Here is a 22,602-nt window from a genome sequence, read left to right on the forward strand (position 1 = left end):
CGGATTCTCCATGGGCCCCAACATACTCGTTGCGCAGAACCTTAGCAAAGTGGTCCCCAGCGCGGAAGGTGACCTGACGATCCTCCACGCACTCTCCCTCGAACTGGCCAAAGGCGACAGCCTCGCCATCGTCGGCGCCTCGGGCTCAGGCAAGTCGACCCTGCTCGGTCTGCTCGCCGGCCTCGACCTGCCCAGTGCCGGCAAGGTCATCCTCGCCGGCAACGACCTGGGGCCACTGGATGAAGACCAGCGCGCCCGGGTACGCGCCGAACATGTGGGTTTCGTGTTCCAGTCATTCCAGTTGCTCGACAGCCTCAATGCGCTGGAAAACGTCATGCTGCCACTGGAGCTGGACGGCCGCCGCGATGCCCGCGAGCAGGCGCGCTCCCTGCTGGAGCGGGTCGGCCTCGGCAAGCGCCTGAGCCACACCCCACGCCAACTGTCGGGCGGCGAACAGCAGCGGGTAGCCATCGCCCGCGCCTTCGCCGCACAACCTGCGGTGTTGTTTGCCGACGAGCCCACCGGCAACCTCGACAGCCACACGGGTGAGCGCATCAGCGACTTGCTGTTTGACTTGAACAAGGAGCGCGGTACCACCCTGGTGCTGGTCACCCATGACGAACGCCTGGCCCGGCGCTGTCGCCGCCAGATCCGCCTGGACGCGGGGCGCCTGGTGGCGCCGGTGGAGGCTTGATGAAGCACATGCCGTTGTCCCGCCTGTGCGGCCTGGCCCTGCGCCAGTTGCTGCGCGACATTCGCGCCAGCGAAGTGCGCGTGCTGTTCTTTGCCCTGCTGGTAGCAGTGGCCGCCAGCACCGCCATCGGCTATTTCGGCGCCCGCCTGAACGGCGCCATGCAACTGCGCGCCAGCGAATTCCTGGGTGCCGACCTGGTGCTGCAGGGGAGCGCCCCCGCCCGCGAGCAGCAGATCGATACCGGCACCGCACTTGGCTTGCGTCACGCGCAGGTGGTCGAGTTCACCAGTGTGGTGGGCGGCGACAACGGCATCCAGCTGTCCAGCGTCAAGGCCGCCGACAGCGCCTACCCATTGCGCGGGCAAGTACGCAGCGCGCCGGCGCCCTATGCCGAGGAAACACCTGGCGGCGGCCCGGCACCTGGCGAGGCGTGGGTCGAGCCCCGCCTGTTGGCGGCGCTGGGGCTGGCGATTGGCGACAGCATCGACGTAGGCATAAAAACCCTGCGCATGAGCCGTGTGCTGACCTACGAACCGGACCGCGCCAACAACTTCTACAGCCTCACCCCGCGGGTGATGATGAACCTGGCCGACCTGGAGGCCACCGGTGTAATCCAGCCGGGCAGCCGGGTCACCTACCGCGACCTGTGGCGCGGCGATGCCGGGGCGCTGGCCCAATACCGCCAGGGCGTGGAAAAAGACCTGGCCGCCAACCAGCGCCTGCGCGACACCCGCGATGGCAACCAGCAGATCGGCGGCGCCCTGGGCAAGGCCGAACGCTACCTGAACATGGCCAGTCTGGTGGCGGTGCTGCTGGCCGGGGTCGCCGTGGCCTTGTCGGCCAGCCGTTATGCCGCACGTCGTCTGGATGCCAGCGCACTACTGCGCTGCCTGGGTCTCTCGCGCCGCCAGGCACTGGGCCTGTATTGCCTGCAACTGGCCATGCTCGGCCTGGTTGCCGCCCTTGCCGGGGCGCTGCTCGGGTGGCTGGCACAACTGGGCCTGTTCCGCCTGCTGCACGGCCTGCTGCCAAGCGTGGTGCCGGCAGGCGGCATCATCCCGGCCCTGGCCGGCATCGGCACCGGGTTGGTTGCACTGGCCGGCTTCGCCCTGCCACCCATTGCCGCCCTGGGCCAGGTCCCGCCACTGCGGGTACTGCGCCGTGATCTGTTGCCGATACCGCCCAGCAGTTGGTTGGTGTACGGCGCCGCTCTGTTTGCCCTTGGCCTGATCATGTGGCGCCTGAGCCTCGATCTGTTGCTCACCTTCGCCCTGCTCGGGGGCGGCCTGGTCGCCGCATTACTGCTCGGCGGCTTGCTATTGCTCGGCTTGCGCAGCCTCCGCCAGCTGCTGGCCGGGGCGCCACTGGCCTGGCGCCTGGGGCTTGGCCAGTTGCTGCGCCACCCCACGGCCGCCGCCGGCCAGGCCTTGGCCTTCGGCCTGATCCTGCTAGCCATGGCGTTGGTCGCCCTGCTACGCGCAGAACTGCTCGACACCTGGCAAGCTCAGTTACCTAAGGATGCGCCCAACCATTTCGCCCTGAACATCCTGCCGGATGATCGTGAGCCGTTCGCTCAACGCCTGCATCAGGTCAACGCCACTTCAGCGCCTTTGTACCCGGTAACGCCGGGGCGCCTGGTGCAAATCAACGAGCAACCGGTACAGCAAATCGTCAGCAAGGACACGGCAGGTGAGCGCGCCGTGCAGCGCGACCTCAGCCTGACCTGGGCCGCCGAGCTGCCCGAAGGCAATGCACTGACCGCAGGCAAGTGGTGGCAAGCCTTGCCCGGCAGCGACGAAATCCCCGGTGTATCGGTGGAGGCGGAGCTGGCCAGCAGCCTGAAACTGAAAATGGGCGACCTGTTAACCTTCGAAATCGCCGGCCAGCAACGCCAGGCCCGAGTCAGCAGCCTGCGCAGCGTGCACTGGGACAGCTTCCAGCCAAACTTCTACATGATCTTCCAGCCCGGCACACTGCAGGGGCTGCCGACCACCTACCTGACCAGCTTCTACCTGGCGCCGGGCCACGACCTGGACGTGGTGGCGCTGTCACGGGCATTCCCGGCGGTGACAATCCTGCAGGTGGATGCCTTGCTCGACCAGCTCCGCAGCATCCTCGCCCAGGTGACCCTGGCGGTGGAGTATGTGCTGCTCTTCGTACTGGCCGCCGGGCTGGCGGTGTTGTTTGCGGGCCTGCAGTCAACGCTGGACGAACGCATCCGCCAGGGTGCCTTGCTGCGTGCGCTGGGGGCGGCGCGGCCATTGCTGGTCAAGGCACGGCGTATCGAGTTCGGCTTGCTGGGGGCGGCCAGCGGGTTGTTGGCCGCAGTGGGCTGTGAGCTGATTACCCTGGTGCTGTACCGCTATGCCTTCGACTTGCAGTGGAGCCCGCACCCGTGGCTGCTGGCGCTGCCGCTGATGGGGGCGCTACTGGTGGGCGGTGCAGGGGTGCTGGGGACGCGGCGGGCGCTGAATGCCAGCCCGTTGGCGGTGTTGCGCGAGGGTTGAGGGTTACCTGCACCGGCCCCTTCGCGGGCATGCCCGCGAAGGGGCCGGCAAAGACAACATCAACTTACCGGCCGTAAGTGATGCCCTTCACATACCAGGTCGCTTCACCGGTAGGTGTGTGCACCACCACCTCATCGCCCTCCTCCTTCTTGAGCAAGGCCCGCGCCATGGGCGAGTCGATCGAGATGTAATCGTTGCGCCCGTAGATCTCGTCATAGCCGACAATGCGAAACTTCATGGTCTCGCCATCGTCGTTCTCGATCTCGACCCAGGCACCAAAAAACACCTTGCCTTCCTGTTGCGGCGAGTAGGCCACCACCCTCACATCTTCAAGCCGCTTGCGCAGGTAACGCACCCGGCGGTCGATTTCGCGCAGCAGCTTCTTGTTGTACTGGTAGTCGGCATTTTCGCTGCGGTCGCCCAGTGACGCCGCCCAGGCAACCTTCTGGGTGATCTCCGGGCGATAGACGCGCCACAGGTGGTCCAGCTCTTTCTTCAGCGCCTCATGGCCTTCCGTGGTGATGATGTTGGTACTCAACAGCGCACTCCTCAGCGGCGGGTAATCAGGCCTTGGCGCGCGATGCGGGTGAGGTGGCCAATGACTTCGGCGGCCTCGTCCGGCGCCGGGGCCTGGATAACGGCCAGGTCGAAACGGTCATTGCCGTATTGCGCCAGGTGGCAGCCGATATCGACGAACTGGATCAGGAAGGCACGCGCCTGGCCCTTGCGACGGGACAGGCCTTCGAGGTGACGCAAAAGGGTGGGCTGATGCTGGCCGCCGAGCAGAATGCGCGGTGTGCGGGCCGCCTGGCTGGCTGGCAAAGGGCTCAAACAGACACTGGTACGTGGACAACTCATGGAGCTTCTCTCCGCCTCGCGAATCCCGCTGGGCAGCGGTGGGAGGCGTCACCGAACCAGCGCTTTAGCGGTATTTCGGATGGCCCGGAGGGGGCTTTCCTGCGCCCCGCAAGTAGCTGTTTAAATCGGCGCAGGCGGTATGCTAGAGCGATGAGCTACAAGTTGCAAGCTAGAAGCCGCAAGCAAAAGCAGGCCGAGTACCGGCCCGCTCTTGCTTGCGGCTTGCAGTTCACTGCTTGCAGCTGTTTACCGGGCGATCAGGCGGTCCAGCGAAAAGCGGCCAGCGCCTTCGATCATGACGGCAACGGTGCCGGCCAGCAGCGCCAGGGCGAACTCGTAGCCGTTGTTTGACATGAACAGGCCGTTGCCGATGTGCACGGAGAGGATCGCCACCACCAGCGTTACGCTCAGCGCCAGGGCCGCCGGGCGAGCCAGCAAGCCGACCACCAGTGCCAGGCCGCCGAAGAATTCGGCGCTACCGGACAACAGGGCCATCAGGTAGCCCGGGGCCAGGCCGATGCTTTCCATCCACTGGCCGGTACCTTCCAGGCCATAACCGCCGAACAGGCCGAACAGTTTTTGCGCGCCGTGCGCCATGAAGATGATGCCGACCAGGATGCGGATAACGCTGAGACCGGCGCCGGCGCGGGTGGAGAACAGGGCGTTGAGGGTGGTGTTGTTCATGTCGAAGCGTCCTTGAAGCGAAGAAGTTGTGTTGGGATGGACGCCATCATAATCAATTCGATAGATATGAAAATCGTAAAAAACCCAACATAACAATCGATATAATCGATTTATCAGCGCTTTGCCACACGCTCCAGCGCAGCCCGCTCGCGGTTGAACGCCAAAAAGTACTTGTTGACACTGTTGACGAAGTTGACCGGCCCCATGCCCACCTGCTCCATGGCGATGCGTTCGGTCTGAAAGAACCACTGGTCCCCGTTGAGGCCGCGCCGCCGGGCTTCGGAGCGCATCGCCTGGACGCGTTCGGGGCCGAGGTTGTAGGCCGCCAGCGTAAAAGCCATGCGCTCGCGCTCGTTGATCTTGGCGCTGGCGAAGAACTTGCGCCGGATCAGCGCCAGGTAGCGGGCGCTGGCCTGCACATTGCCATCCACCGTGGCGGTGTTGCTCACTCCCACGCGCTGGGCGGCCGAAGGGGTAATCTGCATCAGACCATGGGCGCCTCCCGTGCCGCGTGCAGCCGGGTTCAGCGTCGACTCCTTGAAGGCCAGGGCGGCCAGGTTGAGCCAGTCGATCTGCTGCGCCTGGCCATGCTTCTGCAGCACCGCCCGCACCGAGGCCAGGCGCTGGCGGTCCTTGCTGGCCAACGGGTTGTGCACCCGGTACTGGCGCCGGTAGATACGCTCGAAGGCGGCATCCTGGTTGTCTGGTGCGCGGTAACCTTGCAGGAAGTGATCGACCGTGGCCAACAATTGCGGCGCATCACGCCCCACATACCAGCGCATGGCTTGCGGCGCCCCCAGGCGCACCCGACTGTCCAGGCGCAGGCGCGGCATGACCCGCGCCCAGCGCCGGGCAATGGGCTGCTCGACCACCGTCAGGTGGTAGATGCCAGCCTGCACCATCTCCAGTACATCCTCCACCGCCAGTGTCGAGTCGACCCACTCCACCTTGATCGGCGGACGCTTGCGCAGTGCCAGTTGCTGGTTAGCCTGCTGGATCAGCGGTCCGGCGGCACTGGCGCTGGTCAAGGCCACGGTACGCCCGGACAGCTGCTCGACCTTGCTGAAGCTTCGCTCGCCTTTGCGCCCGACCAGCATCAACGGCACCTGGTCGAGTATCGGCGCACTGCTGCCCATGCCGCGCACCGTGCTGGGGTCAAGCAGCTCGCCCGGCGCAGCCAGGTCGCCCTCGCCGCGGGCCAGAGCGCCCAGCAACTGCTCCTTGGCTCGCGGTATGAGCTTTAGCTGGATCCGCTGGTCATCGGCGGCACGCGCATTGAGATAATGCTCCAACGCCCGCAGGCGGTAATACTCGATGCCGACCGGCTCGCCCTTGACCTCGCCAGAGCTGTTGCGGCTCTGGTTGACCAGCACCCGCAGCACTTTGCTGGTACGAATCTGCTGCAGGTCACGCACCTTGGCGGGCGGTATGTTCTGCTGCGGCCCCGGCGCGCGCGCCTGTGCCGGGCCGGTCAGGGTCAGCCCGAGCGTCAGCAGGAAAACAAGCCAGCATCGCAGCATGCAAAACGTGTCCGTGGTGGTTGGGCGGCATCCATGGACTGCACCGCCAAGTGAGAAATGACGATAAAAGACCACGGTAACAGCATGAAGTTCTTGGTTTTTCAGAAAAAACGCGGATTTTGCTATGCTGGCCGCCCCGCGGCACGAGATAGCACCATGCAACTGATCGATATCGGCGTCAACCTGACCAACAGCAGTTTCCACGATCAACAGGCGGCAATCGTTGAGCGCGCCCTTGAGGCCGGGGTGACACAAATGGTGCTGACAGGCACCAGCCTGGCAGTCAGCGAACAGGCGCTGGAGCTGTGCCAGCAGTTGGACGCCAGTGGTGCGCACTTGTTCGCCACTGCAGGCGTGCACCCCCACGATGCCAAGGCCTGGGATGCTGGCAGCGAGCGCCAGTTGCGCCAGCTGTTGAATGAACCACGCGTGCGCGCCGTGGGCGAATGCGGCCTGGATTTCAACCGTGACTTCTCCCCTCGCCCACTCCAGGAACAAGCCCTGGAAGCCCAGTTGGCACTGGCCGCAGAGCTGCGCCTGCCGGTGTTCCTGCACGAGCGAGACGCCAGCGAGCGCTTGCTGGCGATTCTCAAGCATTACCGCGACCATCTGACCGGCGCGGTGGTGCACTGCTTTACCGGCGAGCGCGAGGCACTGTTCGCCTACCTGGACATGGACCTGCACATCGGCATCACCGGCTGGATCTGCGACGAGCGCCGTGGCACCCACCTGCACCCGCTGGTGGGCAACATCGCCGAAGAGCGGTTGATGCTGGAGAGCGATGCACCCTACCTGCTGCCACGCAGCCTGCGGCCCAAGCCGAAGAGCGGGCGCAACGAGCCGGCGTTTCTGCCGGAAGTGTTGCGCGAAGTGGCGCTGCATCGGGGCGAATCAGCCGAGCACACGGCGGCGCATACCACCGCGACGGCGCGGGCGTTCTTCCAGCTCCCTTGAGCCCTGCACGCTGGCTGTTGATATGGGTCAACAACTAGCTGAGCGAGTGCAGGCACAATGATGGCACCTTGCCAAAATTGTTTCCGCTCAACTCAGAGAAGACCTGCCCATGGGTGCCTGGCTTAGCAATGTTTCCCTGAAGTACAAATTCTGGGCCGTCAATGCGGTGGCCTTTGTCACGACCCTGCTGCTGGTGCTCTATGCCGTGCACCTGGAGCAACGCGCCCGCGCCGAAGCGGCGCAGGCGCAGGCGGCAGCGCAAGCCCAGCTGCTGGCTGCCTGGCCTGCCGGGCAAGCACTGCCGCGCCCGGACAACGTCATCAGCTGGTCGGCCGGGCAAACGCCGGCTTTCGCCGGCGAGGCGCTCGATAGCCTTCGCAACGCCCAGGGCTGGGTGGAGCTACCAAGCGCCTGGATCCTCGGCGAAAACCCGCTGCGCGGGGCGCAGGTAGTGCGCCACGGCGACCAACAGGTGGCCGTGCTCGCCCAGTCGCCAAGCCTGCGCCAGGTATTCTTCGAGCGCTTCAGCACCTACGCGGTATGTGTGCTGGTCCTGATGCTGGCCATGCTCGGCGCCTCGCAATTGCTGATCCGCTTCCTGCTAAGCCAGCTCAATACCCTGAAGGATGTGATGCTGCACGTGGAAAGGACCGGCGACCTGGCGGCCCGTGTGCCGCTGGCCTGCGGCGACGAGGTCGGCCAGATGGCCGGGGCCTTCAATGCCATGCAGGCCACCTACCACCGCGTGGTCAGCACCGTCGCCCACACCGCTGCACAGTTGGACTCGGGCGCCGCACGCCTGGCTGCCAGCATGAACAACGTACGCACCGGCATGCTCGGCCAGCAGAGCGAGACTGACCAGGCCGCCACCGCCATCAACGAAATGTCAGCGACGGTGCACCACATTGCCCAGCATGCCGGTGCCACCCGTGACCTGTCACAAACCGCCGACACCTTGGCCGGCAGCGGCAAAGAGGTGGTCAGCCGGGTGCAGGATTCGATCTCCGGGCTGTCCAGCGGTGTGCAGCAAACCGCCGAAATGATTCGCCAACTGGCCGAAGACAGCCAGAAGATCAACAGCGTGGTCGGTGTAATCCACAGCATCGCCGAGCAGACCAACCTGCTGGCGCTCAACGCCGCCATCGAAGCGGCGCGCGCCGGAGATCTGGGCCGCGGCTTTGCGGTGGTAGCCGATGAGGTGCGCAACCTGGCCAAGCGCGTGCAAACCTCTACCGACGAAATCACCACCATGGTCTCTGCCCTGCAATCAGGCACCCGCGATGCAGTGGAATTCATGCAGGAAAGCTCGTACAAGGCCGACGATTGCGTCCGCCAGGCCCAGGAGGCCGGCGAGGCGCTGGCGGAGATTACCGGTGCTGTGGCGCAGATGCGCGAAAGCAATACCCAGATTGCCGTGGCGGCCGAGCAGCAAAGCCAGGTGGCCGAGGAAATGAACCGCGCCGTGGTCAGCATCCGCGATGTCACCGAACAGACCGTGCAACAGACAGTGGGCTCGGCAACCACCAGTAGCGAACTGGCGACCCTGGCCGGCGAACTGAACAGGGCCATTGGCCAGCTCAAGCTATAGTCACCATAGCCAGCCTCGATTGGCCCCCGCCCGGGGGCCGCACTAAGCTTTGAGCATGACCGAGAGGAAATGCCCATGAGCAAACGCCTGCCCAACCTGCCCGCCTGGCAATGGCGCGGCTACCACAATAACCATCGCCACCCGGCCAATCTGGTGCTGCACCTGATTGCCGTGCCGCTGTTCATTCTCGGCGCGCTGCTGATTCTGTCGGGGCTGTTCGGCCTGGACCTGGGCCAGATTGCCGTTGGCGTGATCGCCCTGATTGCCGGCCTTGGCTTACAGCGCCATGGTCATCGCCTGGAGGCCGAACAACCTGAGCCGTTCGCCAATCGCCAGGATGCCGTGCAACGTTTGCTGACGGAGCAGTTCATTACCTTTCCGCGCTTTGTGCTGAGTGGGGCCTGGTGGAAGGCCTGGCGGGAGCGGCACAAACACCGCCATTGATGCCATGGGGCTGCTTTGCAGCCCAATCGCGACGCAAGGCCGCTCCCACAGGAATCACGCGCAATCTGAAAATTGCGAGATCCTTGCGGGAGCGGCCTTGTGTCGCGAAAGGAGCGCGCAGCGCTCCCAGATTGATCAGGCAAACACGGTGACGGTCTGTCGGCTCAGGGCCAGCAACTCGCCCTCTGCCGTCCACAACGCCGCAGCAGCATGCCCATAACCCTCCCGCGCATGCTCGGTCTCCACGCAGTACCGGCACCAGTCCAGGGTCGACAGCTTCGCCGTGGGCTGGATGAACTCGATGGTCCAGGTCAGGGTGCTGCCCGCTGCGGGCTGCTTGAGAAACGGCATCAGGCTCGGCGGCCAGGCATCGACCAGCGCCAGCAAATGCGACTCATTGACCTGCTCTTCAGCTACATCCCGCAAGCGCACCCAGCCGCCCATCCTGCGCGACTGATTGCCACTGAACGGCAACCCTCCCACCGCCCAGCGCAAGGCCACGTGCCGCATGAACTCCGGGGTAACGCCTTTGATATACGGTAACTCGGGAGCAGCGTCGTCGAGTGCTGGCATTTCCATCGCCGGTGACGCGGGCACGTCGACCACCGAAGGCCGGCCCGCACCGAAATTGCCCTGCACCAGGGTCACCACCTGGCCATCCTGGACAGCGCGGCCTAGCAAGGTGCTGACCGCCTTGCCTTCACGCAATACCTCCACCTCGAAACGGATTGGTACATCTGCAGCCGCAGGGGCGACGAAGCTGATGGCCAGCGAGCGCACAGGGCGGCTGTCGGAGAGTTTCAGGCGCATGGCCTCATAAACCATGGCCGCCATCAGCCCGCCAAAGGCAGCGCGGCCCTGGGCCCAGCCAGGCGGAATGCTGACGGCATCCGGGTTGGCCCGCACGGCGTCGAGCAGTTGGTTGAAGTTCATTGGCTGGCTCCTGCCCGCAGTGAAAAGGTCTGCCCATCGTAGCTAGCAAACCCCGGGCGATCAGCCCGCATATCGGTCAATTGTCGGGCTAGCGACGCGCCAGCACCTGCAGCAGGGCATCCAGCGTCACATCCGACTTGCGCTCGGCCTCGTGCAGCTCCTGCTCCCACGCGACTTTGCAGGGGGCCAGGTCAGCATGCTCGCGTGCCTGCAGCAACCACTGCAGGCGGTCATGCCATTTGCCCAGGTCGCCCTGTGCCTTTTTCAGCAGGCGCTGCAGTTTCTTCCCGGCGTGGTCGAGTTGTGGGTAGGCCTCGTCGCCATAGCGCGCACGCTTGATCAGCAAGCGCAGGCGGTGGCGGTCGTGAGCGGGGTCTTGCAAGGCTTCGTGCAACTTGCGCCATTGCTTGACCAGGCGTTTGTCAATGCGTTTGTCCAGTGACTTGACCAGCCCCTCGCGGCCTGCCGCCCGCAGGAACAACGGAAACGCGTCGACAATCGCCAGCACCCGGGCCAGCTGCGGGCTGGCAGCGACACTGGCAAAGGTCCTGCCACGCCCTTCCAGGCGCCGCTGGCCGGCGGCGGTATAGCCGCGCCCGATCAGCTCGGCTGCCAGCACCTCCCGGTCACGCAGCGGCGTGGTCAGGGTACCCAACGCGCTGGCGGCACCCTCCAGCTGCTCCACGCCAGGCAGCCCGCGCAGCGGCCGCAGCAGGCTGCGCAGGCGCCGCAGGCTGATGCGCAAGTCGTGCAAGGCTTCGCTGTCGGTATCGGCAGCCAGGCGTTCGCGGCAGGCCATCAGGCGCACCTGCAAGGCCAGTATCTGGGCTACTACATGGTCTAGCATGGCAGACATACGACGCTCCTTGGTCAGCGCCCGGCGCGCGACTCACGAATGTAGAAGCGCGCCTTTTCGGCTTTGCGCGTACAGCTCTCGTAACCTTCGAACTGCTGCTGGGTCTTGGCCCCGGTCAGCAGCGACAAGGCCTTGGAGTAACTCACTGCACCGGCAAAGCCTTCGGCCTTGGCCAGGTCCAGTTCCTTCCAGGCGGCATCCAGCTGGGTCGCGCAGCTGTCACGGTAGGCCGTCTTGCCCGCGCAGCCAGCAAGGGCCAAGGCAATCAGTGGAAGGCAGATCCAGGCTTTCATCGGTAATACCTCAATGGAAAAAACAGTGGCTGTTCGACGCCCCGGCAGCTGAAAAGTGCCCTGCCCGGCCGGCTGTGCCCGGCCAGTTTTATTACAGTAGCTCAGCACGATCTACATTGAAGCACAGCCTGTGATGGGTGCATTGTAGGACCAAGGTTGCACTGGACGGGGATTATTCATGAGCAAACGCGTGGCACTGGTACTGGGCTCGGGCGGAGCCCGGGGGTATGCACACATCGGTGTGATCGAGGAAATCGAGCGGCGCGGCTACGACATTGCCTGCGTTGCCGGCTGCTCCATGGGTGCAGTGGTTGGCGGCATCTATGCTGCCGGCAAACTGAGCGACTATCGCAACTGGATCGAGAGCCTCGACTATCTGGATGTACTGCGCCTGGTCGACGTAAGCTTTCGCCTCGGCGCCATTCGCGGCGACAAGGTGTTCGGGCAAATCCGCAAGATCGTCGGCGAGATCAACATCGAGCAATTGCGCATCCCTTATACAGCGGTTGCGACCGACCTTACCAACCAGCAGGAAATCTGGTTTCAGGAAGGCTGCCTGCACCAGGCCATGCGCGCCTCGGCGGCCATCCCCAGCCTGTTTACCCCTGTGATGCAGGGCAACCGTATGCTGGTCGACGGGGGCATCCTCAACCCGCTGCCGATTGTGCCTGTGGTGTCCAGCCACTGCGACCTGATCATCGCCGTCAACCTCAACGCCACCAACCAGAAGCAGTACCAGTTGCCGGTGATCGAGCGCCCCGCGGCGTTCAAGATGCGCTTTGACTCCTTGCTGAGCTCATTGGGCTCTCGCTTGCCATTCCGGCGCAAGCCGGCGGAAGAGTTGATGCGCATCGAACAGGAAATAGTCGCCGAGGGCCTGGCGCCGCCCAACCCGTGGCTGGCAGATGCCGCCGACCCGGAAGGCCAGCAACCGGCGGCGGCACCGGAACGCCAGGGCGCGCCAAAGTCGGCGACCGGCTCGTTCATCATCGACAACGTGGGGCCTGCTTCGCTGCTGGACTTGATCAACCAGAGCTTCGAGGTCATGCAGACCTCACTGGCGCAATACAAGATCGCCGGGTATCCACCGGATGTGCTGATCAACGTGCCCAAGCGGGTCTGCCGGTTCTTCGAGTTCTACAAAGCGCCCGAGCTGATTGCGTTGGGACGGGAGATTGCGCGGGATACGCTGGATAACTATGAAGGGGTGAAACGCTAAGCGTCGTAGCAACCGCGAAGAGGCCGGCACTAGCGACAGAAACGAAACAGGCCGCACGAGGCGGCCTGTTTCTTCATGCAGCGATCACCTTAGTAACGGGTGATATCCGCATTGGCTTCCAGCTGCTTGCGGTAGGCCGCGAAGTCCTGCTGGCCAGCACGCGACGCGAGGTAGCGGCGGATCTGCTGCTTCTCTTCGTCGGTGGCGGTAGCGCCTTCGTTGACGCCCTTGAGCTGCAGCACCACCAGGCTACCGTCACGCAGCACTACGCTGCCATACACCGGCTTGCCCTTGGCTTGCGGCTTGCCCAGGCGGAACAGCGCCTGCAGTTCGGCCGGGTCAATACCGTCCTCGCCACGGGTAACTGCTTCATAGGCCTTCCAGCCTTGCCCTTCGTGCACGCTGTCAGCTGCGATGGAACCGTCACGCAGGCCGGCGATCAGCTTGTCCGCCTTGGCCTTGAGCTCGGCAGTCGCCTTCTCTTTGGCCAGGTGTTCGCGGATGTTGCTGGCCACCGCTTCCAGCGGCAGTTGCTCCGGCTTGCGGTGCTCCTTGACGCGCAATACCACGGTGGTCTCCGGGTCGAGCTCGATGGCGGTGCTGTTGGCAGCCTCCTCCAGCACTTCTTCGGAGAACGCAGCCTGCACCACCGAACGGTTGGCGGTAATACCTTCACCACCCTCGCGACCGAAGGCTGCAGAGGTCTGCACCTTGAGGTTCAGGTCCTGAGCCGGCTGGGCCAGGTCGGAAGCCTCGTAGGCAGCATCCTGCAGCTGCTTGCTGGCATCGACGTAACGCTGCTCGACCAGCGGGGTTTTCAGGTCGCGGGTCAGCTTGTCCTTCAAGCTGGCGAAGCTCGGCACTTCAGGTGCCTGCACACCCAGCAGCTTGATCAGGTGGTAGCCAAACTCGGTGCGCACTGGCGTCGAGACCTGGCCGTCCTGCAGCTTGTACAGCGCATCCTCGAACGCCGGGTCGTACACACCCGGGCCGGCAAAGCCGAGGTCACCACCGCTGTTGGCCGAACCCGGGTCCTGGGAGAACTCCCTGGCCAGCGCGGCAAAGTCCTCACCCTTGGCCAGGCGCTGCTCGATCTCTTCGGCACGAGCCTTGGCCTGGGCGTCGGTGACCTTGTCGTTGACCTCGATGAGGATGTGCGCGGCATGGCGCTGCTCGGCGAGGTTGGCGATTTCCTTCTCGTACTGGGCCTTGAGCTCTTCGTCGGTCACTTTGACCTGGTCGAAGAACACCGACTTCTTCAGCTCGATGTAGTCGATCACCACCTGGTCAGGCGACATGAACTCCTTGGCGTGCTGCTCGTAATGCGCCTTGACCTCTTCGTCGCTGACCTTGACCGCGGCCGGGTCGGCCTTGAAGGTCAGGGAGGCGAAATCGCGGGTCTGCTTCTCCAGGCGAGCGAAGGCATCGACCTGCTGGTCGGTGACAAAGCTGCTACCCGCCAGGCCGGTGCGCAGCTGGCCGATGAGCATTTCCTCGGCGAGCATCTCGCGGAACTGCATGCGGCCGTAGCCCATCTGGCGGATGACCTGGTCGAAACGGTCAGCACTGAACTTGCCGTCCACCTGGAACTCCGGCGTTTGCAGGATCACCTGATCCAGCGCGGCCTCGGAGAAGGCAAACTTGGCATCTTCGGCGCCTTGCAGCAGCAATTTGCGGCTGATCAGGCCCTTGAGCGCCTCTTCACGCAGCAATTTGTCTTCCAGCAGCGCTGGGTCGAAATCCTTGCCCAACTGTTGCATCAACTGACGGCGCTGCATGTCGGCCGCCTGGGCCAGCTCGTTCTGGCTGATGGTCTGGCCGTTCACCTTGGCGGCGTCCTGGCTATGGGTGGCGGCCTGGAAAATAGCTTCGAAACCGGTCAACGCCATCAAGACGACGATAAGGCCGATGATGGTCTTGGCAATCCAACCTTGTGAATTGTCCCTGATATTTTGCAGCATGCGTCCCCCAGAAACGGCTGTACCACTGCGTCGACAACCGCGGAGCGTGGGTAGAATCCTGATAAAAGAAAGGCGCATCCGAGGATGCGCCTTTTCTTAGCAAACGTGTCAGGCGGGAACGTTTGCGCCCCGCCTTCAGCGTGCTCGGCCCCGGCAAAGCCAGGTCCGGCTGAAAGACGACTTAGTTGACAGCGTCTTTCAGGCCTTTGCCAGCCTTGAAACCTGGAACCTTGGCGGCTTCGATCTTGATCGCCTTACCGGTTTGCGGGTTACGGCCAGTACGCTCGGCGCGGTCCTTTACCGAGAAGGTACCGAAGCCAACCAGAACGACGTCGTCGCCTGCTTTCAGGGCACCGGTTACGGAGTCGATCACAGCGTCCAGAGCCTTACCTGCGGTAGCTTTGGAAATGTCAGCCGATGCAGCGATAGCGTCAATCAGTTCCGACTTGTTCACTCTAAGTCCCCTTATTTCTCTATTGAGTTTGTTTCTAAGTATGTAATGAAAAGCTTATGAAACGTGCGCTGGGTGGCTTGATGACAATAGCGTGCCGCTTTATAGCAAGGGCCCGAAAAAACTGTCAAGGAAAGCCCCCCAGCCAAAAACTACTAATGCGTGCTGATTCTTTCCTTAGCATCGCCGTCGCGCTTTTCATCTTTCGCGACAATCTCAGGAGCCACATCTGGCAAGGGCTCCGGGGCGTATTGCAGCGCAATTTGCAGGACTTCGTCAATCCATTTGACCGGTTTGATCTGAAGATCCTGTTTGATATTTTCCGGAATCTCCTTCAGATCGCGAACATTCTCCTCTGGAATGATCACCGTCTTGATGCCGCCACGGTGTGCCGCCAGCAGTTTTTCCTTCAACCCGCCAATGGCCAGCACCTGGCCACGCAGGGTGATTTCGCCGGTCATGGCCACGTCGGCACGTACCGGAATCTGCGTCAGGGCCGACACCAGCGCGGTGCACATGCCCACGCCCGCGCTTGGGCCGTCCTTCGGCGTGGCGCCTTCCGGCATGTGGATGTGTACGTCGCGCTTCTCGTGGAAGTCGGCGGCAATCCCCAGGCTACGGGCGCGGCTGCGTACCACGGTCTGTGCGGCGGTGATCGACTCGACCATCACATCGCCCAGCGAGCCGGTCTTGATCAACTGGCCCTTGCCGGGGATGACCACGGCTTCGATGGTCAGCAGTTCGCCACCCACCTGGGTCCAGGCCAGGCCGGTGACCTGGCCGATCTGGTCCTGCTGCTCGGCCAGGCCGTAACGGAACTTGCGCACGCCCAGCAGGTGCTCCAGCTGCTCGCTGGCCACCTTGACCTTGACCTGCTTCTGCCCGGTATGTTCCTTGACCACCTTGCGGCAGACCTTGGCAATTTGCCGCTCCAGGCCCCGCACACCGGCTTCGCGGGTGTAGTAGCGGATGATGTCGCGGATCGCCGAAACGTCGACCTCAAGCTCTTCCTTCTTCAAGCCGTTGGCCTTGACCTGCTTGGGCACCAGGTACTTGACCGCGATGTTGATCTTCTCGTCCTCGGTGTAGCCCGGAAGGCGGATGACTTCCATCCGGTCAAGCAGCGCCGGCGGAATATTCATCGAGTTCGAGGTGCACAGGAACATCACGTCCGAGAGGTCGTAGTCGACTTCCAGGTAGTGGTCGTTGAAGTTGTGGTTCTGCTCCGGGTCGAGCACTTCCAGCAGTGCCGAAGCCGGGTCGCCACGCATGTCGCTGCCCATCTTGTCGATTTCATCGAGCAGGAACAGCGGGTTGCGCACACCCACCTTGGTCATCTTCTGGATCAGGCGGCCAGGCATGGAGCCGATATAGGTACGGCGGTGGCCACGGATCTCGGCCTCGTCACGCACGCCACCCAGGGCCATGCGCACGAACTTGCGGTTTGTGGCAGCAGCGATCGACTCGGCCAGCGAGGTCTTGCCCACGCCAGGTGGGCCGACCAGGCAGAGCACCGGGCCGCGGATTTTCTTGACGCGCTTCTGCACGGCAAGGTACTCGAGGATGCGTTCCTTGACCTCTTCCAGGCCATAGTGGTCGGCATCGAGAATTTCCTCGGCCTTGGTCAGGTCCAGACGCACCTTGCTCTGGGCCTTCCACGGCACCTGCACGAGCCAGTCGAGGTACGAACGCACCACCGTGGCCTCGGCCGACATCGGCGACATCTGCTTGAGCTTGTTCAGCTCGGCCTGGGCCTTGGCCAGGGCATCCTTGGGCAGGCCAGCGGCTTCGATGCGCTTTTTCAGCTCTTCGACTTCGTTGTGGCCTTCGTCACCATCACCGAGCTCTTTCTGAATGGCCTTCATCTGCTCATTCAGGTAGTACTCGCGCTGGCTGCGCTCCATCTGCTTCTTGACCCGACCACGAATGCGCTTTTCAACCTGCAGCAGGTCGATTTCAGCATCCAGCAGCGCCAGCACGTGCTCGACACGGGTGGTCAGGTCGACAATTTCGAGAATTTCCTGCTTCTGCTCGATCTTCAGGGCCATGTGGGCCGCCATGGTATCGACCAGACGCCCTGGCTCTTCGATGCTGTTCAGCGAAGACAGCACTTCAGCAGGGACTTTCTTGCCCAACTGCACATACTGCTCGAATTGCGACAGCAACGTGCGCACGAACACTTCCGACTCGCGCTCGGCGGCGTCGGTTTCGTCGATCAGGGAGACTTCGGCACGGATGTGCCCTTCTACTTCGGTGAAACGCTCGACCGCGCCACGCTGCTCGCCCTCGACCAGCACCTTGACGGTGCCATCAGGCAGTTTCAGCAGCTGCAGCACAGTGGCGACGGTGCCGACACGGTACAGGGCGTCCTCGCCCGGATCGTCGTCGGCCGGGTTTTTCTGGGCCAGCAGCAGGATCTGCTTTTCGCCCGTCATCGCTGCCTCGAGGGCTTCGATGGATTTTTCGCGCCCCACGAACAGCGGGATAACCATGTGCGGGTAAACAACGACATCGCGCAATGGCAAAAGAGGCAAGTCGAGGGTGGTCTTCATGATTTCGCCTCTACAGCGGCCTTATGGCCGGAAACCGGTGGAAATGATGCTTGGACCTAATGTGGGGGCACGCTTGGGAAATTACAAGCGCTAGCGCAGGAAAAGCAGAAAGGGGCCCGTAGGCCCCCTTCTTGCTTGCAACCGTCACCGGCCATTGCCTGAATCAGGCGTCTGGCGCGGCCTTGGCTTGCGGCTCGCTGTTCTCGTAGATCATCAGCGGCTGCGAAGTGCCTTCGATGACGCTCTCGTCGATCACCACCTTGCTGACATCCTTCTTCGAAGGGATCTCGTACATGGTGTCGAGCAGCACACCTTCGAGGATCGAACGCAGGCCACGGGCGCCAGTCTTGCGCTCCAGGGCCTTGCGTGCAACGGCCTTGAGTGCATCGCTGCGGAACTCGAGGTCGACGCTTTCCATCTCGAACAGCTTGGCATACTGCTTGGTCAGCGCGTTCTTCGGCTCGGTGAGGATCTGCATCAACGCAGCCTCGTCCAGCTCGTCGAGGGTAGCCAGCACCGGCAGACGGCCGACGAATTCCGGAATCAGGCCAAACTTGACCAGATCATCCGGCTCGACCTCACGCAGGGACTCGCCAACCTTCTTGCCTTCTTCCTTGCTGCGCACTTCTGCGCCAAAACCGATGCCACCCTTGGTGGAACGGCCCTGGATGACTTTTTCCAGGCCCGAGAACGCGCCACCGCAAATGAACAGGATGTTGCGGGTATCGACCTGCAGGAACTCCTGTTGCGGGTGCTTACGCCCACCTTGCGGCGGTACCGAGGCCACAGTACCCTCGATCAGTTTAAGCAGCGCCTGCTGCACGCCCTCACCCGAAACGTCACGGGTAATGGACGGGTTGTCCGACTTGCGCGAAATCTTGTCGATTTCGTCGATGTAGACAATGCCCATCTGGGCCTTTTCCACGTCGTAGTCGCACTTCTGCAACAGCTTCTGAATAATGTTTTCGACGTCCTCACCCACATAACCGGCCTCGGTCAGGGTGGTGGCGTCAGCAATGGTGAACGGTACGTTCAACAGGCGTGCCAGGGTTTCGGCGAGCAGGGTCTTGCCCGAGCCGGTCGGCCCGATGAGCAGGATGTTGCTCTTGCCCAGTTCGACTTCGTCGCCCTTCTTGTCACGCTGGTTCAGGCGCTTGTAGTGGTTGTATACCGCTACGGCCAGCACCTTCTTCGCGCGCTCCTGACCAATGACGTACTGGTCCAGGATGCCGCTGATTTCTTTCGGCGAAGGCAATTTGTGCGCGCTGCTCTCGGCCTGGGCTTCCTGCACCTCCTCACGGATGATGTCGTTGCACAGGTCGACGCACTCGTCGCAGATAAATACCGAGGGCCCGGCAATCAATTTGCGCACTTCGTGCTGGCTTTTGCCGCAGAAGGAGCAATAGAGCAATTTGCCGCTGTCCTCGCCGTTACGGGTGTCAGTCATTCGATCGATCCAATCCGGTAGGCTTGCAACACAAGATGAAGGCAATTGCGGGCTTTTTCAAGTCCGCAGGTAGGCGCTTTCCGCGCCTACCTGCTCTGACACCCCGGTTCAGGAGGCCAGTTGCCGCTTGTCGTAGACCGAGTCGATCAGGCCGTACTCGGCCGCGCGCGAGGCGCTCATGAAGTTGTCACGCTCAGTATCACGCTGGATGGTCTCGAGGTCCTGGCCGGTGTGGTAGGCCAGCAGCTCGTTGAGACGCGCCTTGATGCTGAGGATTTCCTGGGCGTGAATCTGGATGTCGGTAGCCTGGCCCTGGAAGCCGCCCAATGGCTGGTGAATCATCACCCGCGAGTTAGGCAGGCAGTGACGCTTGCCCTTGGCACCGGCGGTCAACAGGAACGCACCCATGCTGCAGGCCTGGCCGATGCAGATGGTCGAGACGTCCGGCTTGATGAACTGCATGGTGTCGTAGATCGACATGCCAGCAGTCACCGAGCCGCCTGGGGAGTTGATGTAAAGATGGATATCCTTGTCCGGGTTTTCCGCCTCAAGGAACAGCATCTGCGCCACTACCAGGTTGGCCATGTAGTCTTCTACAGGACCTACCAGGAAGATCACTCGCTCCTTCAACAGACGCGAGTAGATGTCATAGGCGCGTTCGCCACGGGCGGACTGCTCGATAACCATCGGGACCAGGCCGCCTGCGGCCTGGATGTCAGAGCTCTGCTGAATATAAGAATTGCGGGACATGTCCTGCGCTCACTCCCAAATAGTCATGGCTTGAATACGCACAAGCCAGCGCGAAGGCTGGCTTGTGGGGTTTCCTACGAGAGAAAACGTATTACTCGGCTTCGGCTGGTGCCTCGGCTGGTTTTACGGCTTCTTCGTACGAGACCGACTTGTCGGTCACAGTCGCTTTCTGCAGAACAGTATCTACAACTTGTTCTTCCAGCACAACCGAACGGACTTCGTTCATTTGCTGGTCGTTCTTGTAGTACCAGGCGATGACCTGCTCAGGCTCCTGGTAAGCCGAAGCCATTTCTTCGATCATCTCGCGAACCTTGGCGTCGTCCGGTTTCAGCTCGAACTGCTTGACCACTTCGGCCACGATCAGGCCCAGCACTACGCGGCGCTTGGCTTGCTCGGTGAACAGCTCGGCAGGAAGTTGCTCAGGCTTGATGTTGCCACCGAACTGCTGAACAGCCTGCACGCGCAGACGGTTGACTTCGTTTTCCAGCAGGGCCTTTGGCACTTCGATCGGGTTGGCGGCCAGCAGACCGTCCATGACCTGGTTTTTCACCTTGGTCTTGATCGCCTGGCGCAGTTCACGCTCCATGTTCTTGCGAACTTCGGTGCGGAAGCCTTCCAGGGTCGACTCTTTGATACCGAACTGGGCGAAGAACTCTTCGTTCAGCTCTGGCAGCACAGGGGCGGCAACGCTGTTGACGGTGATGGTGAACTCGGCAGCTTTGCCAGCCAGGTCCAGGTTCTGGTAGTCCTCTGGGAAGGTCACGTTGACAACGCGCTCTTCGCCAGCCTTGGCGCCAACCAGGCCTTCTTCGAAGCCCGGGATCATGCGGCCGGAGCCCAGCACCAGCGGGGTACCCTTGGCCGAACCACCGGCGAACACTTCACCGTCAACCTTGCCGACGAAGTCGATGTTTACCTGGTCGTCGTTCTGCGCGGCGCGCTCGACAGCCTCGAAACGGGTGTTCTGCTTGCGCAGCACTTCCAGCATGTTGTCCAGATCGGCGTCAGCCACTTCGGCGCTCAGGCGCTCGACGTTGATCGACTCGAGGCCGGCAACGGTGAACTCAGGGAACACTTCGAAGATGGCGACGAATTCCAGGTCCTTGCCTTTTTCGAAGGACTTTGGCTCTACAGCAGGGGCGCCAGCCGGGTTCAGCTTCTGCTCGACGATGGCTTCGTAGAAGGAAGCCTGGACCAGGTCACCGAAAGCCTCTTGACGGGCGTCAGCTTCGAAACGCTGACGGATCACGTTCATCGGCACTTTACCAGGACGGAAGCCCGCAATCTTGGCGCGCTTGGCAGTCTGCTGCAGACGCTTGTTGACTTCGTTCTCGACGCGCTCGGCCGGAACGGCGATGGTCATGCGGCGCTCGAGAGCGGAAGTGTTTTCAACAGAAACTTGCATGGATATTCCTCGTTGCACAGACGTTAGCCGGCGTTAGCCCGACTCCAGAATCAAGGGCAAGCATTCTAGTGAGTCGCGCAGCAGAAGTCACCCCACTCGGGACGACGGGAAACCACGCCGGTCGATTAACTTTCAAGGCCCGCACGGCTTACCGCCGAGCCTGCTTCAATAAGGGCGGCACGACGCCCGGGGCGACCTGCAGCCGAAATACCTTGTCAAACAACTGCCAGTGGCGAATTCGCTTCCTTTATTATTCAGGATCGATTTCGTTGAACTGGCAATATTCTTCCCACCCCATCCCCAGCGCCTCGGCCACCTCGCGGTGCGTCTCCAGGCGCATGGCCTGCAGCTGCTCCGGGGTTTCGGCAATCAATTGCAGCGCCAGCTCCCAGGGCTGAATGCCCTGCTCATCGGCCGCATCCTCGAATGCCCACTCGATCTGCTGGGCCTGCTCGCGCGCATCCAGCTCACGAATCTCTTCGAGCAGCTGCGGGTTGGCCTCGGCAAAGCGCTGTAGCGCCAGGGCCTGACGGGATTCTTTTGCAATCATTGGGCTGTTCCTCTGCCGGCCAACCAGGCCGGTGTTTCAACCGGCTGAAATCTAACAGCTTTTATTGGGATGCCACTAGAGGATTGCAAGGGGGGCGGATGTGAATTGGCTGGGAGGGCGTTCGCCACGACATTTTCAGCGCCAGTGAGACCGAGCGCCGCCCGCGCGGCGCTTCGCAGCACAAGGCTGCTCCTACATTTGTTTCGGGCCAATTATTTCTGTGAGATTTGCGCGCGAATACCTTGGCGCATGACGCGATATCGCGCCGTACAAGCAAGGCGGTCGCGTGCGTCTGCCGCAGGATTGACTGGCCCAAAACAAATGTAGGAGCAGCCTTGTGCTGCGAAGCGCCGCGCGGGCGGCGCTCGATCTCACTGGCGCTGAAACACCCAAGCCATACACACCACAACCACTCAAAACCCAAAACAAAAAGGCGCCCGATCTTACGATCAAGGCGCCTTTTCTGGAATATGGGGTGGACGATGGGAATCGAACCCACGACAACTGGAATCACAATCCAGCGCTCTACCAACTGAGCTACGCCCACCATATTGCTGGTGTTGCAGTGTTGCAGTACAGCTTTACAGAAGCATGGTGCGGACGAAGAGACTCGAACTCTTACAGCTTGCGCCGCTGGAACCTAAATCCAGTGTGTCTACCAATTTCACCACGTCCGCGTAACGCTTAAAACAAAGGCGCCAGATGCTATCGAGGCGCCTTTGAAGAATATGGGGTGGACGATGGGAATCGAACCCACGACAACCGGAATCACAATCCGGCGCTCTACCAACTGAGCTACGCCCACCATATTGCATTACAACCTTACTTGCTTGCCCATGCTGCCTAATGGCGCACCCGGCAGGACTCGAACCTGCGACCATCCGCTTAGAAGGCGGATGCTCTATCCAGCTGAGCTACGGGCGCTTAAGCTTGAAG

General features: G+C 62.4%; 20 protein-coding genes and 4 tRNA genes. 6 read left to right on the plus strand and 18 right to left on the minus strand.

Translation table 11 applies throughout. The features are described from left to right. The first annotated feature begins 10 nt into the window (after window positions 1-10). The gene (locus SB765_RS17625; RefSeq protein WP_016500545.1) at window positions 11-694 is read left to right on the plus strand and encodes an ABC transporter ATP-binding protein; all 684 of its coding nucleotides are present in this window, start codon (window positions 11-13) and stop codon (window positions 692-694) included. Then, complete coding sequence (locus tag SB765_RS17630) at window positions 694-3,201, plus strand: ABC transporter permease (protein WP_410931682.1); 2,508 nt, start codon at window positions 694-696, stop codon at window positions 3,199-3,201. Before SB765_RS17625 ends, SB765_RS17630 begins: the two co-directional genes overlap by 1 nt. A gap of 64 nt (window positions 3,202-3,265) precedes the next feature. Here the strand turns inward: SB765_RS17630 and greB are convergent, their stop codons facing one another. The 4 genes from greB to SB765_RS17650 form a co-directional block, all read right to left on the minus strand. After that, window positions 3,266-3,739 carry a transcription elongation factor GreB gene (gene greB, locus SB765_RS17635; RefSeq protein WP_410911293.1) on the minus strand — a complete coding sequence of 158 codons (474 nt, stop codon included), beginning with the start codon at window positions 3,737-3,739 and terminating at the stop codon, window positions 3,266-3,268. Window positions 3,740-3,750: 11 nt separating this feature from the next. Further along, the gene (locus tag SB765_RS17640; RefSeq protein WP_016500548.1) at window positions 3,751-4,059 is read right to left on the minus strand and encodes a hypothetical protein; all 309 of its coding nucleotides are present in this window, start codon (window positions 4,057-4,059) and stop codon (window positions 3,751-3,753) included. A gap of 246 nt (window positions 4,060-4,305) precedes the next feature. Continuing rightward, window positions 4,306-4,743 (minus strand): DoxX family protein, encoded by a 438-nt coding sequence (locus tag SB765_RS17645; RefSeq protein WP_016500549.1) that lies wholly within the window; start codon window positions 4,741-4,743, stop codon window positions 4,306-4,308. Window positions 4,744-4,856: 113 nt separating this feature from the next. Further along, a complete protein-coding gene (locus tag SB765_RS17650) occupies window positions 4,857-6,263 on the minus strand; it encodes a transglycosylase SLT domain-containing protein (RefSeq protein ID WP_341798149.1) in 1,407 nt (468 codons plus the stop codon). Window positions 6,264-6,419: 156 nt separating this feature from the next. Between SB765_RS17650 and SB765_RS17655 the strand changes: the two genes are divergently transcribed. From SB765_RS17655 to SB765_RS17665, 3 genes are all read left to right on the plus strand, one after another. Further along, the gene (locus SB765_RS17655; RefSeq protein WP_410931683.1) at window positions 6,420-7,217 is read left to right on the plus strand and encodes a TatD family hydrolase; all 798 of its coding nucleotides are present in this window, start codon (window positions 6,420-6,422) and stop codon (window positions 7,215-7,217) included. 109 nt (window positions 7,218-7,326) lie between these two features. Next, the gene (locus tag SB765_RS17660; RefSeq protein WP_410931684.1) at window positions 7,327-8,805 is read left to right on the plus strand and encodes a methyl-accepting chemotaxis protein; all 1,479 of its coding nucleotides are present in this window, start codon (window positions 7,327-7,329) and stop codon (window positions 8,803-8,805) included. A 75-nt stretch (window positions 8,806-8,880) separates the two neighbouring features. Continuing rightward, complete coding sequence (locus SB765_RS17665) at window positions 8,881-9,249, plus strand: Mpo1-like protein (RefSeq protein ID WP_016500553.1); 369 nt, start codon at window positions 8,881-8,883, stop codon at window positions 9,247-9,249. A gap of 135 nt (window positions 9,250-9,384) precedes the next feature. Here SB765_RS17665 and SB765_RS17670 read toward each other — a convergent pair whose 3' ends face one another. From SB765_RS17670 to SB765_RS17680, 3 genes are all read right to left on the minus strand, one after another. Beyond that, window positions 9,385-10,182, minus strand: coding sequence for an acyl-CoA thioesterase (locus tag SB765_RS17670; RefSeq protein WP_410911298.1), 798 nt, complete (start codon window positions 10,180-10,182; stop codon window positions 9,385-9,387). 88 nt (window positions 10,183-10,270) lie between these two features. Next, a complete protein-coding gene (locus SB765_RS17675) occupies window positions 10,271-11,038 on the minus strand; it encodes a CHAD domain-containing protein (protein WP_341798145.1) in 768 nt (255 codons plus the stop codon). A 14-nt stretch (window positions 11,039-11,052) separates the two neighbouring features. Continuing rightward, window positions 11,053-11,331 (minus strand): lipoprotein, encoded by a 279-nt coding sequence (locus SB765_RS17680; protein WP_003250254.1) that lies wholly within the window; start codon window positions 11,329-11,331, stop codon window positions 11,053-11,055. A gap of 178 nt (window positions 11,332-11,509) precedes the next feature. On the opposite strand from SB765_RS17680, the gene SB765_RS17685 reads away from it, so the two are divergent. After that, window positions 11,510-12,550 carry a patatin-like phospholipase family protein gene (locus tag SB765_RS17685; protein WP_341798144.1) on the plus strand — a complete coding sequence of 347 codons (1,041 nt, stop codon included), beginning with the start codon at window positions 11,510-11,512 and terminating at the stop codon, window positions 12,548-12,550. Between the two features lie 89 nt (window positions 12,551-12,639). On the opposite strand, the gene SB765_RS17690 is transcribed toward SB765_RS17685, so the two are convergent. From SB765_RS17690 to SB765_RS17740, 11 genes are all read right to left on the minus strand, one after another. Next, window positions 12,640-14,511 (minus strand): SurA N-terminal domain-containing protein, encoded by a 1,872-nt coding sequence (locus SB765_RS17690; protein WP_410931685.1) that lies wholly within the window; start codon window positions 14,509-14,511, stop codon window positions 12,640-12,642. 181 nt (window positions 14,512-14,692) lie between these two features. Beyond that, a complete protein-coding gene (locus SB765_RS17695; RefSeq protein ID WP_016485887.1) occupies window positions 14,693-14,965 on the minus strand; it encodes an HU family DNA-binding protein in 273 nt (90 codons plus the stop codon). 152 nt (window positions 14,966-15,117) lie between these two features. Next, window positions 15,118-17,514 (minus strand): endopeptidase La, encoded by a 2,397-nt coding sequence (gene lon, locus SB765_RS17700; protein ID WP_049276841.1) that lies wholly within the window; start codon window positions 17,512-17,514, stop codon window positions 15,118-15,120. Between the two features lie 163 nt (window positions 17,515-17,677). After that, window positions 17,678-18,961 (minus strand): ATP-dependent Clp protease ATP-binding subunit ClpX, encoded by a 1,284-nt coding sequence (clpX, locus tag SB765_RS17705; protein WP_016485885.1) that lies wholly within the window; start codon window positions 18,959-18,961, stop codon window positions 17,678-17,680. Window positions 18,962-19,069: 108 nt separating this feature from the next. Next, on the minus strand, window positions 19,070-19,711 hold the full coding sequence (gene clpP, locus SB765_RS17710) for an ATP-dependent Clp endopeptidase proteolytic subunit ClpP (RefSeq protein ID WP_012271562.1): 642 nt from the start codon (window positions 19,709-19,711) through the stop codon (window positions 19,070-19,072). Window positions 19,712-19,802: 91 nt separating this feature from the next. Next, window positions 19,803-21,116 (minus strand): trigger factor, encoded by a 1,314-nt coding sequence (gene tig / locus SB765_RS17715; RefSeq protein WP_016500559.1) that lies wholly within the window; start codon window positions 21,114-21,116, stop codon window positions 19,803-19,805. Between the two features lie 250 nt (window positions 21,117-21,366). Next, window positions 21,367-21,666 carry a DUF6388 family protein gene (locus tag SB765_RS17720; protein WP_016500560.1) on the minus strand — a complete coding sequence of 100 codons (300 nt, stop codon included), beginning with the start codon at window positions 21,664-21,666 and terminating at the stop codon, window positions 21,367-21,369. Window positions 21,667-22,137: 471 nt separating this feature from the next. After that, window positions 22,138-22,213: transfer RNA gene (locus tag SB765_RS17725), tRNA-His, on the minus strand. A gap of 45 nt (window positions 22,214-22,258) precedes the next feature. Next, window positions 22,259-22,343 (minus strand) — tRNA-Leu (locus SB765_RS17730). A gap of 52 nt (window positions 22,344-22,395) precedes the next feature. Then, window positions 22,396-22,471: transfer RNA gene (locus SB765_RS17735), tRNA-His, on the minus strand. 42 nt (window positions 22,472-22,513) lie between these two features. Then, window positions 22,514-22,590 (minus strand) — tRNA-Arg (locus tag SB765_RS17740). Window positions 22,591-22,602 lie beyond the last annotated feature (12 nt).

Origin of the sequence: Pseudomonas sp. SIMBA_067, from assembly GCF_046534675.1 — a bacterium.
Classification (GTDB): domain Bacteria; phylum Pseudomonadota; class Gammaproteobacteria; order Pseudomonadales; family Pseudomonadaceae; genus Aquipseudomonas; species Aquipseudomonas putida.

What these genes read in the sequence shown, in the direction of transcription:
- SB765_RS17625 (WP_016500545.1), top strand. Translation starts at nt 11, where the DNA reads ATGGGCCCCAACATACTCGTTGCGCAGAACCTTAGCAAAGTGGTCCCC.
- SB765_RS17630 (WP_410931682.1), top strand. Translation starts at nt 694, where the DNA reads ATGAAGCACATGCCGTTGTCCCGCCTGTGCGGCCTGGCCCTGCGCCAG.
- SB765_RS17640 (WP_016500548.1), bottom strand. Translation starts at nt 4,059, where the DNA reads ATGAGTTGTCCACGTACCAGTGTCTGTTTGAGCCCTTTGCCAGCCAGC.
- SB765_RS17645 (WP_016500549.1), bottom strand. Translation starts at nt 4,743, where the DNA reads ATGAACAACACCACCCTCAACGCCCTGTTCTCCACCCGCGCCGGCGCC.
- SB765_RS17650 (WP_341798149.1), bottom strand. Translation starts at nt 6,263, where the DNA reads ATGCTGCGATGCTGGCTTGTTTTCCTGCTGACGCTCGGGCTGACCCTG.
- SB765_RS17655 (WP_410931683.1), top strand. Translation starts at nt 6,420, where the DNA reads ATGCAACTGATCGATATCGGCGTCAACCTGACCAACAGCAGTTTCCAC.
- SB765_RS17660 (WP_410931684.1), top strand. Translation starts at nt 7,327, where the DNA reads ATGGGTGCCTGGCTTAGCAATGTTTCCCTGAAGTACAAATTCTGGGCC.
- SB765_RS17665 (WP_016500553.1), top strand. Translation starts at nt 8,881, where the DNA reads ATGAGCAAACGCCTGCCCAACCTGCCCGCCTGGCAATGGCGCGGCTAC.
- SB765_RS17670 (WP_410911298.1), bottom strand. Translation starts at nt 10,182, where the DNA reads ATGAACTTCAACCAACTGCTCGACGCCGTGCGGGCCAACCCGGATGCC.
- SB765_RS17675 (WP_341798145.1), bottom strand. Translation starts at nt 11,038, where the DNA reads ATGTCTGCCATGCTAGACCATGTAGTAGCCCAGATACTGGCCTTGCAG.
- SB765_RS17680 (WP_003250254.1), bottom strand. Translation starts at nt 11,331, where the DNA reads ATGAAAGCCTGGATCTGCCTTCCACTGATTGCCTTGGCCCTTGCTGGC.
- SB765_RS17685 (WP_341798144.1), top strand. Translation starts at nt 11,510, where the DNA reads ATGAGCAAACGCGTGGCACTGGTACTGGGCTCGGGCGGAGCCCGGGGG.
- SB765_RS17690 (WP_410931685.1), bottom strand. Translation starts at nt 14,511, where the DNA reads ATGCTGCAAAATATCAGGGACAATTCACAAGGTTGGATTGCCAAGACC.
- lon (WP_049276841.1), bottom strand. Translation starts at nt 17,514, where the DNA reads ATGAAGACCACCCTCGACTTGCCTCTTTTGCCATTGCGCGATGTCGTT.
- clpX (WP_016485885.1), bottom strand. Translation starts at nt 18,961, where the DNA reads ATGACTGACACCCGTAACGGCGAGGACAGCGGCAAATTGCTCTATTGC.
- clpP (WP_012271562.1), bottom strand. Translation starts at nt 19,711, where the DNA reads ATGTCCCGCAATTCTTATATTCAGCAGAGCTCTGACATCCAGGCCGCA.
- tig (WP_016500559.1), bottom strand. Translation starts at nt 21,116, where the DNA reads ATGCAAGTTTCTGTTGAAAACACTTCCGCTCTCGAGCGCCGCATGACC.
- SB765_RS17720 (WP_016500560.1), bottom strand. Translation starts at nt 21,666, where the DNA reads ATGATTGCAAAAGAATCCCGTCAGGCCCTGGCGCTACAGCGCTTTGCC.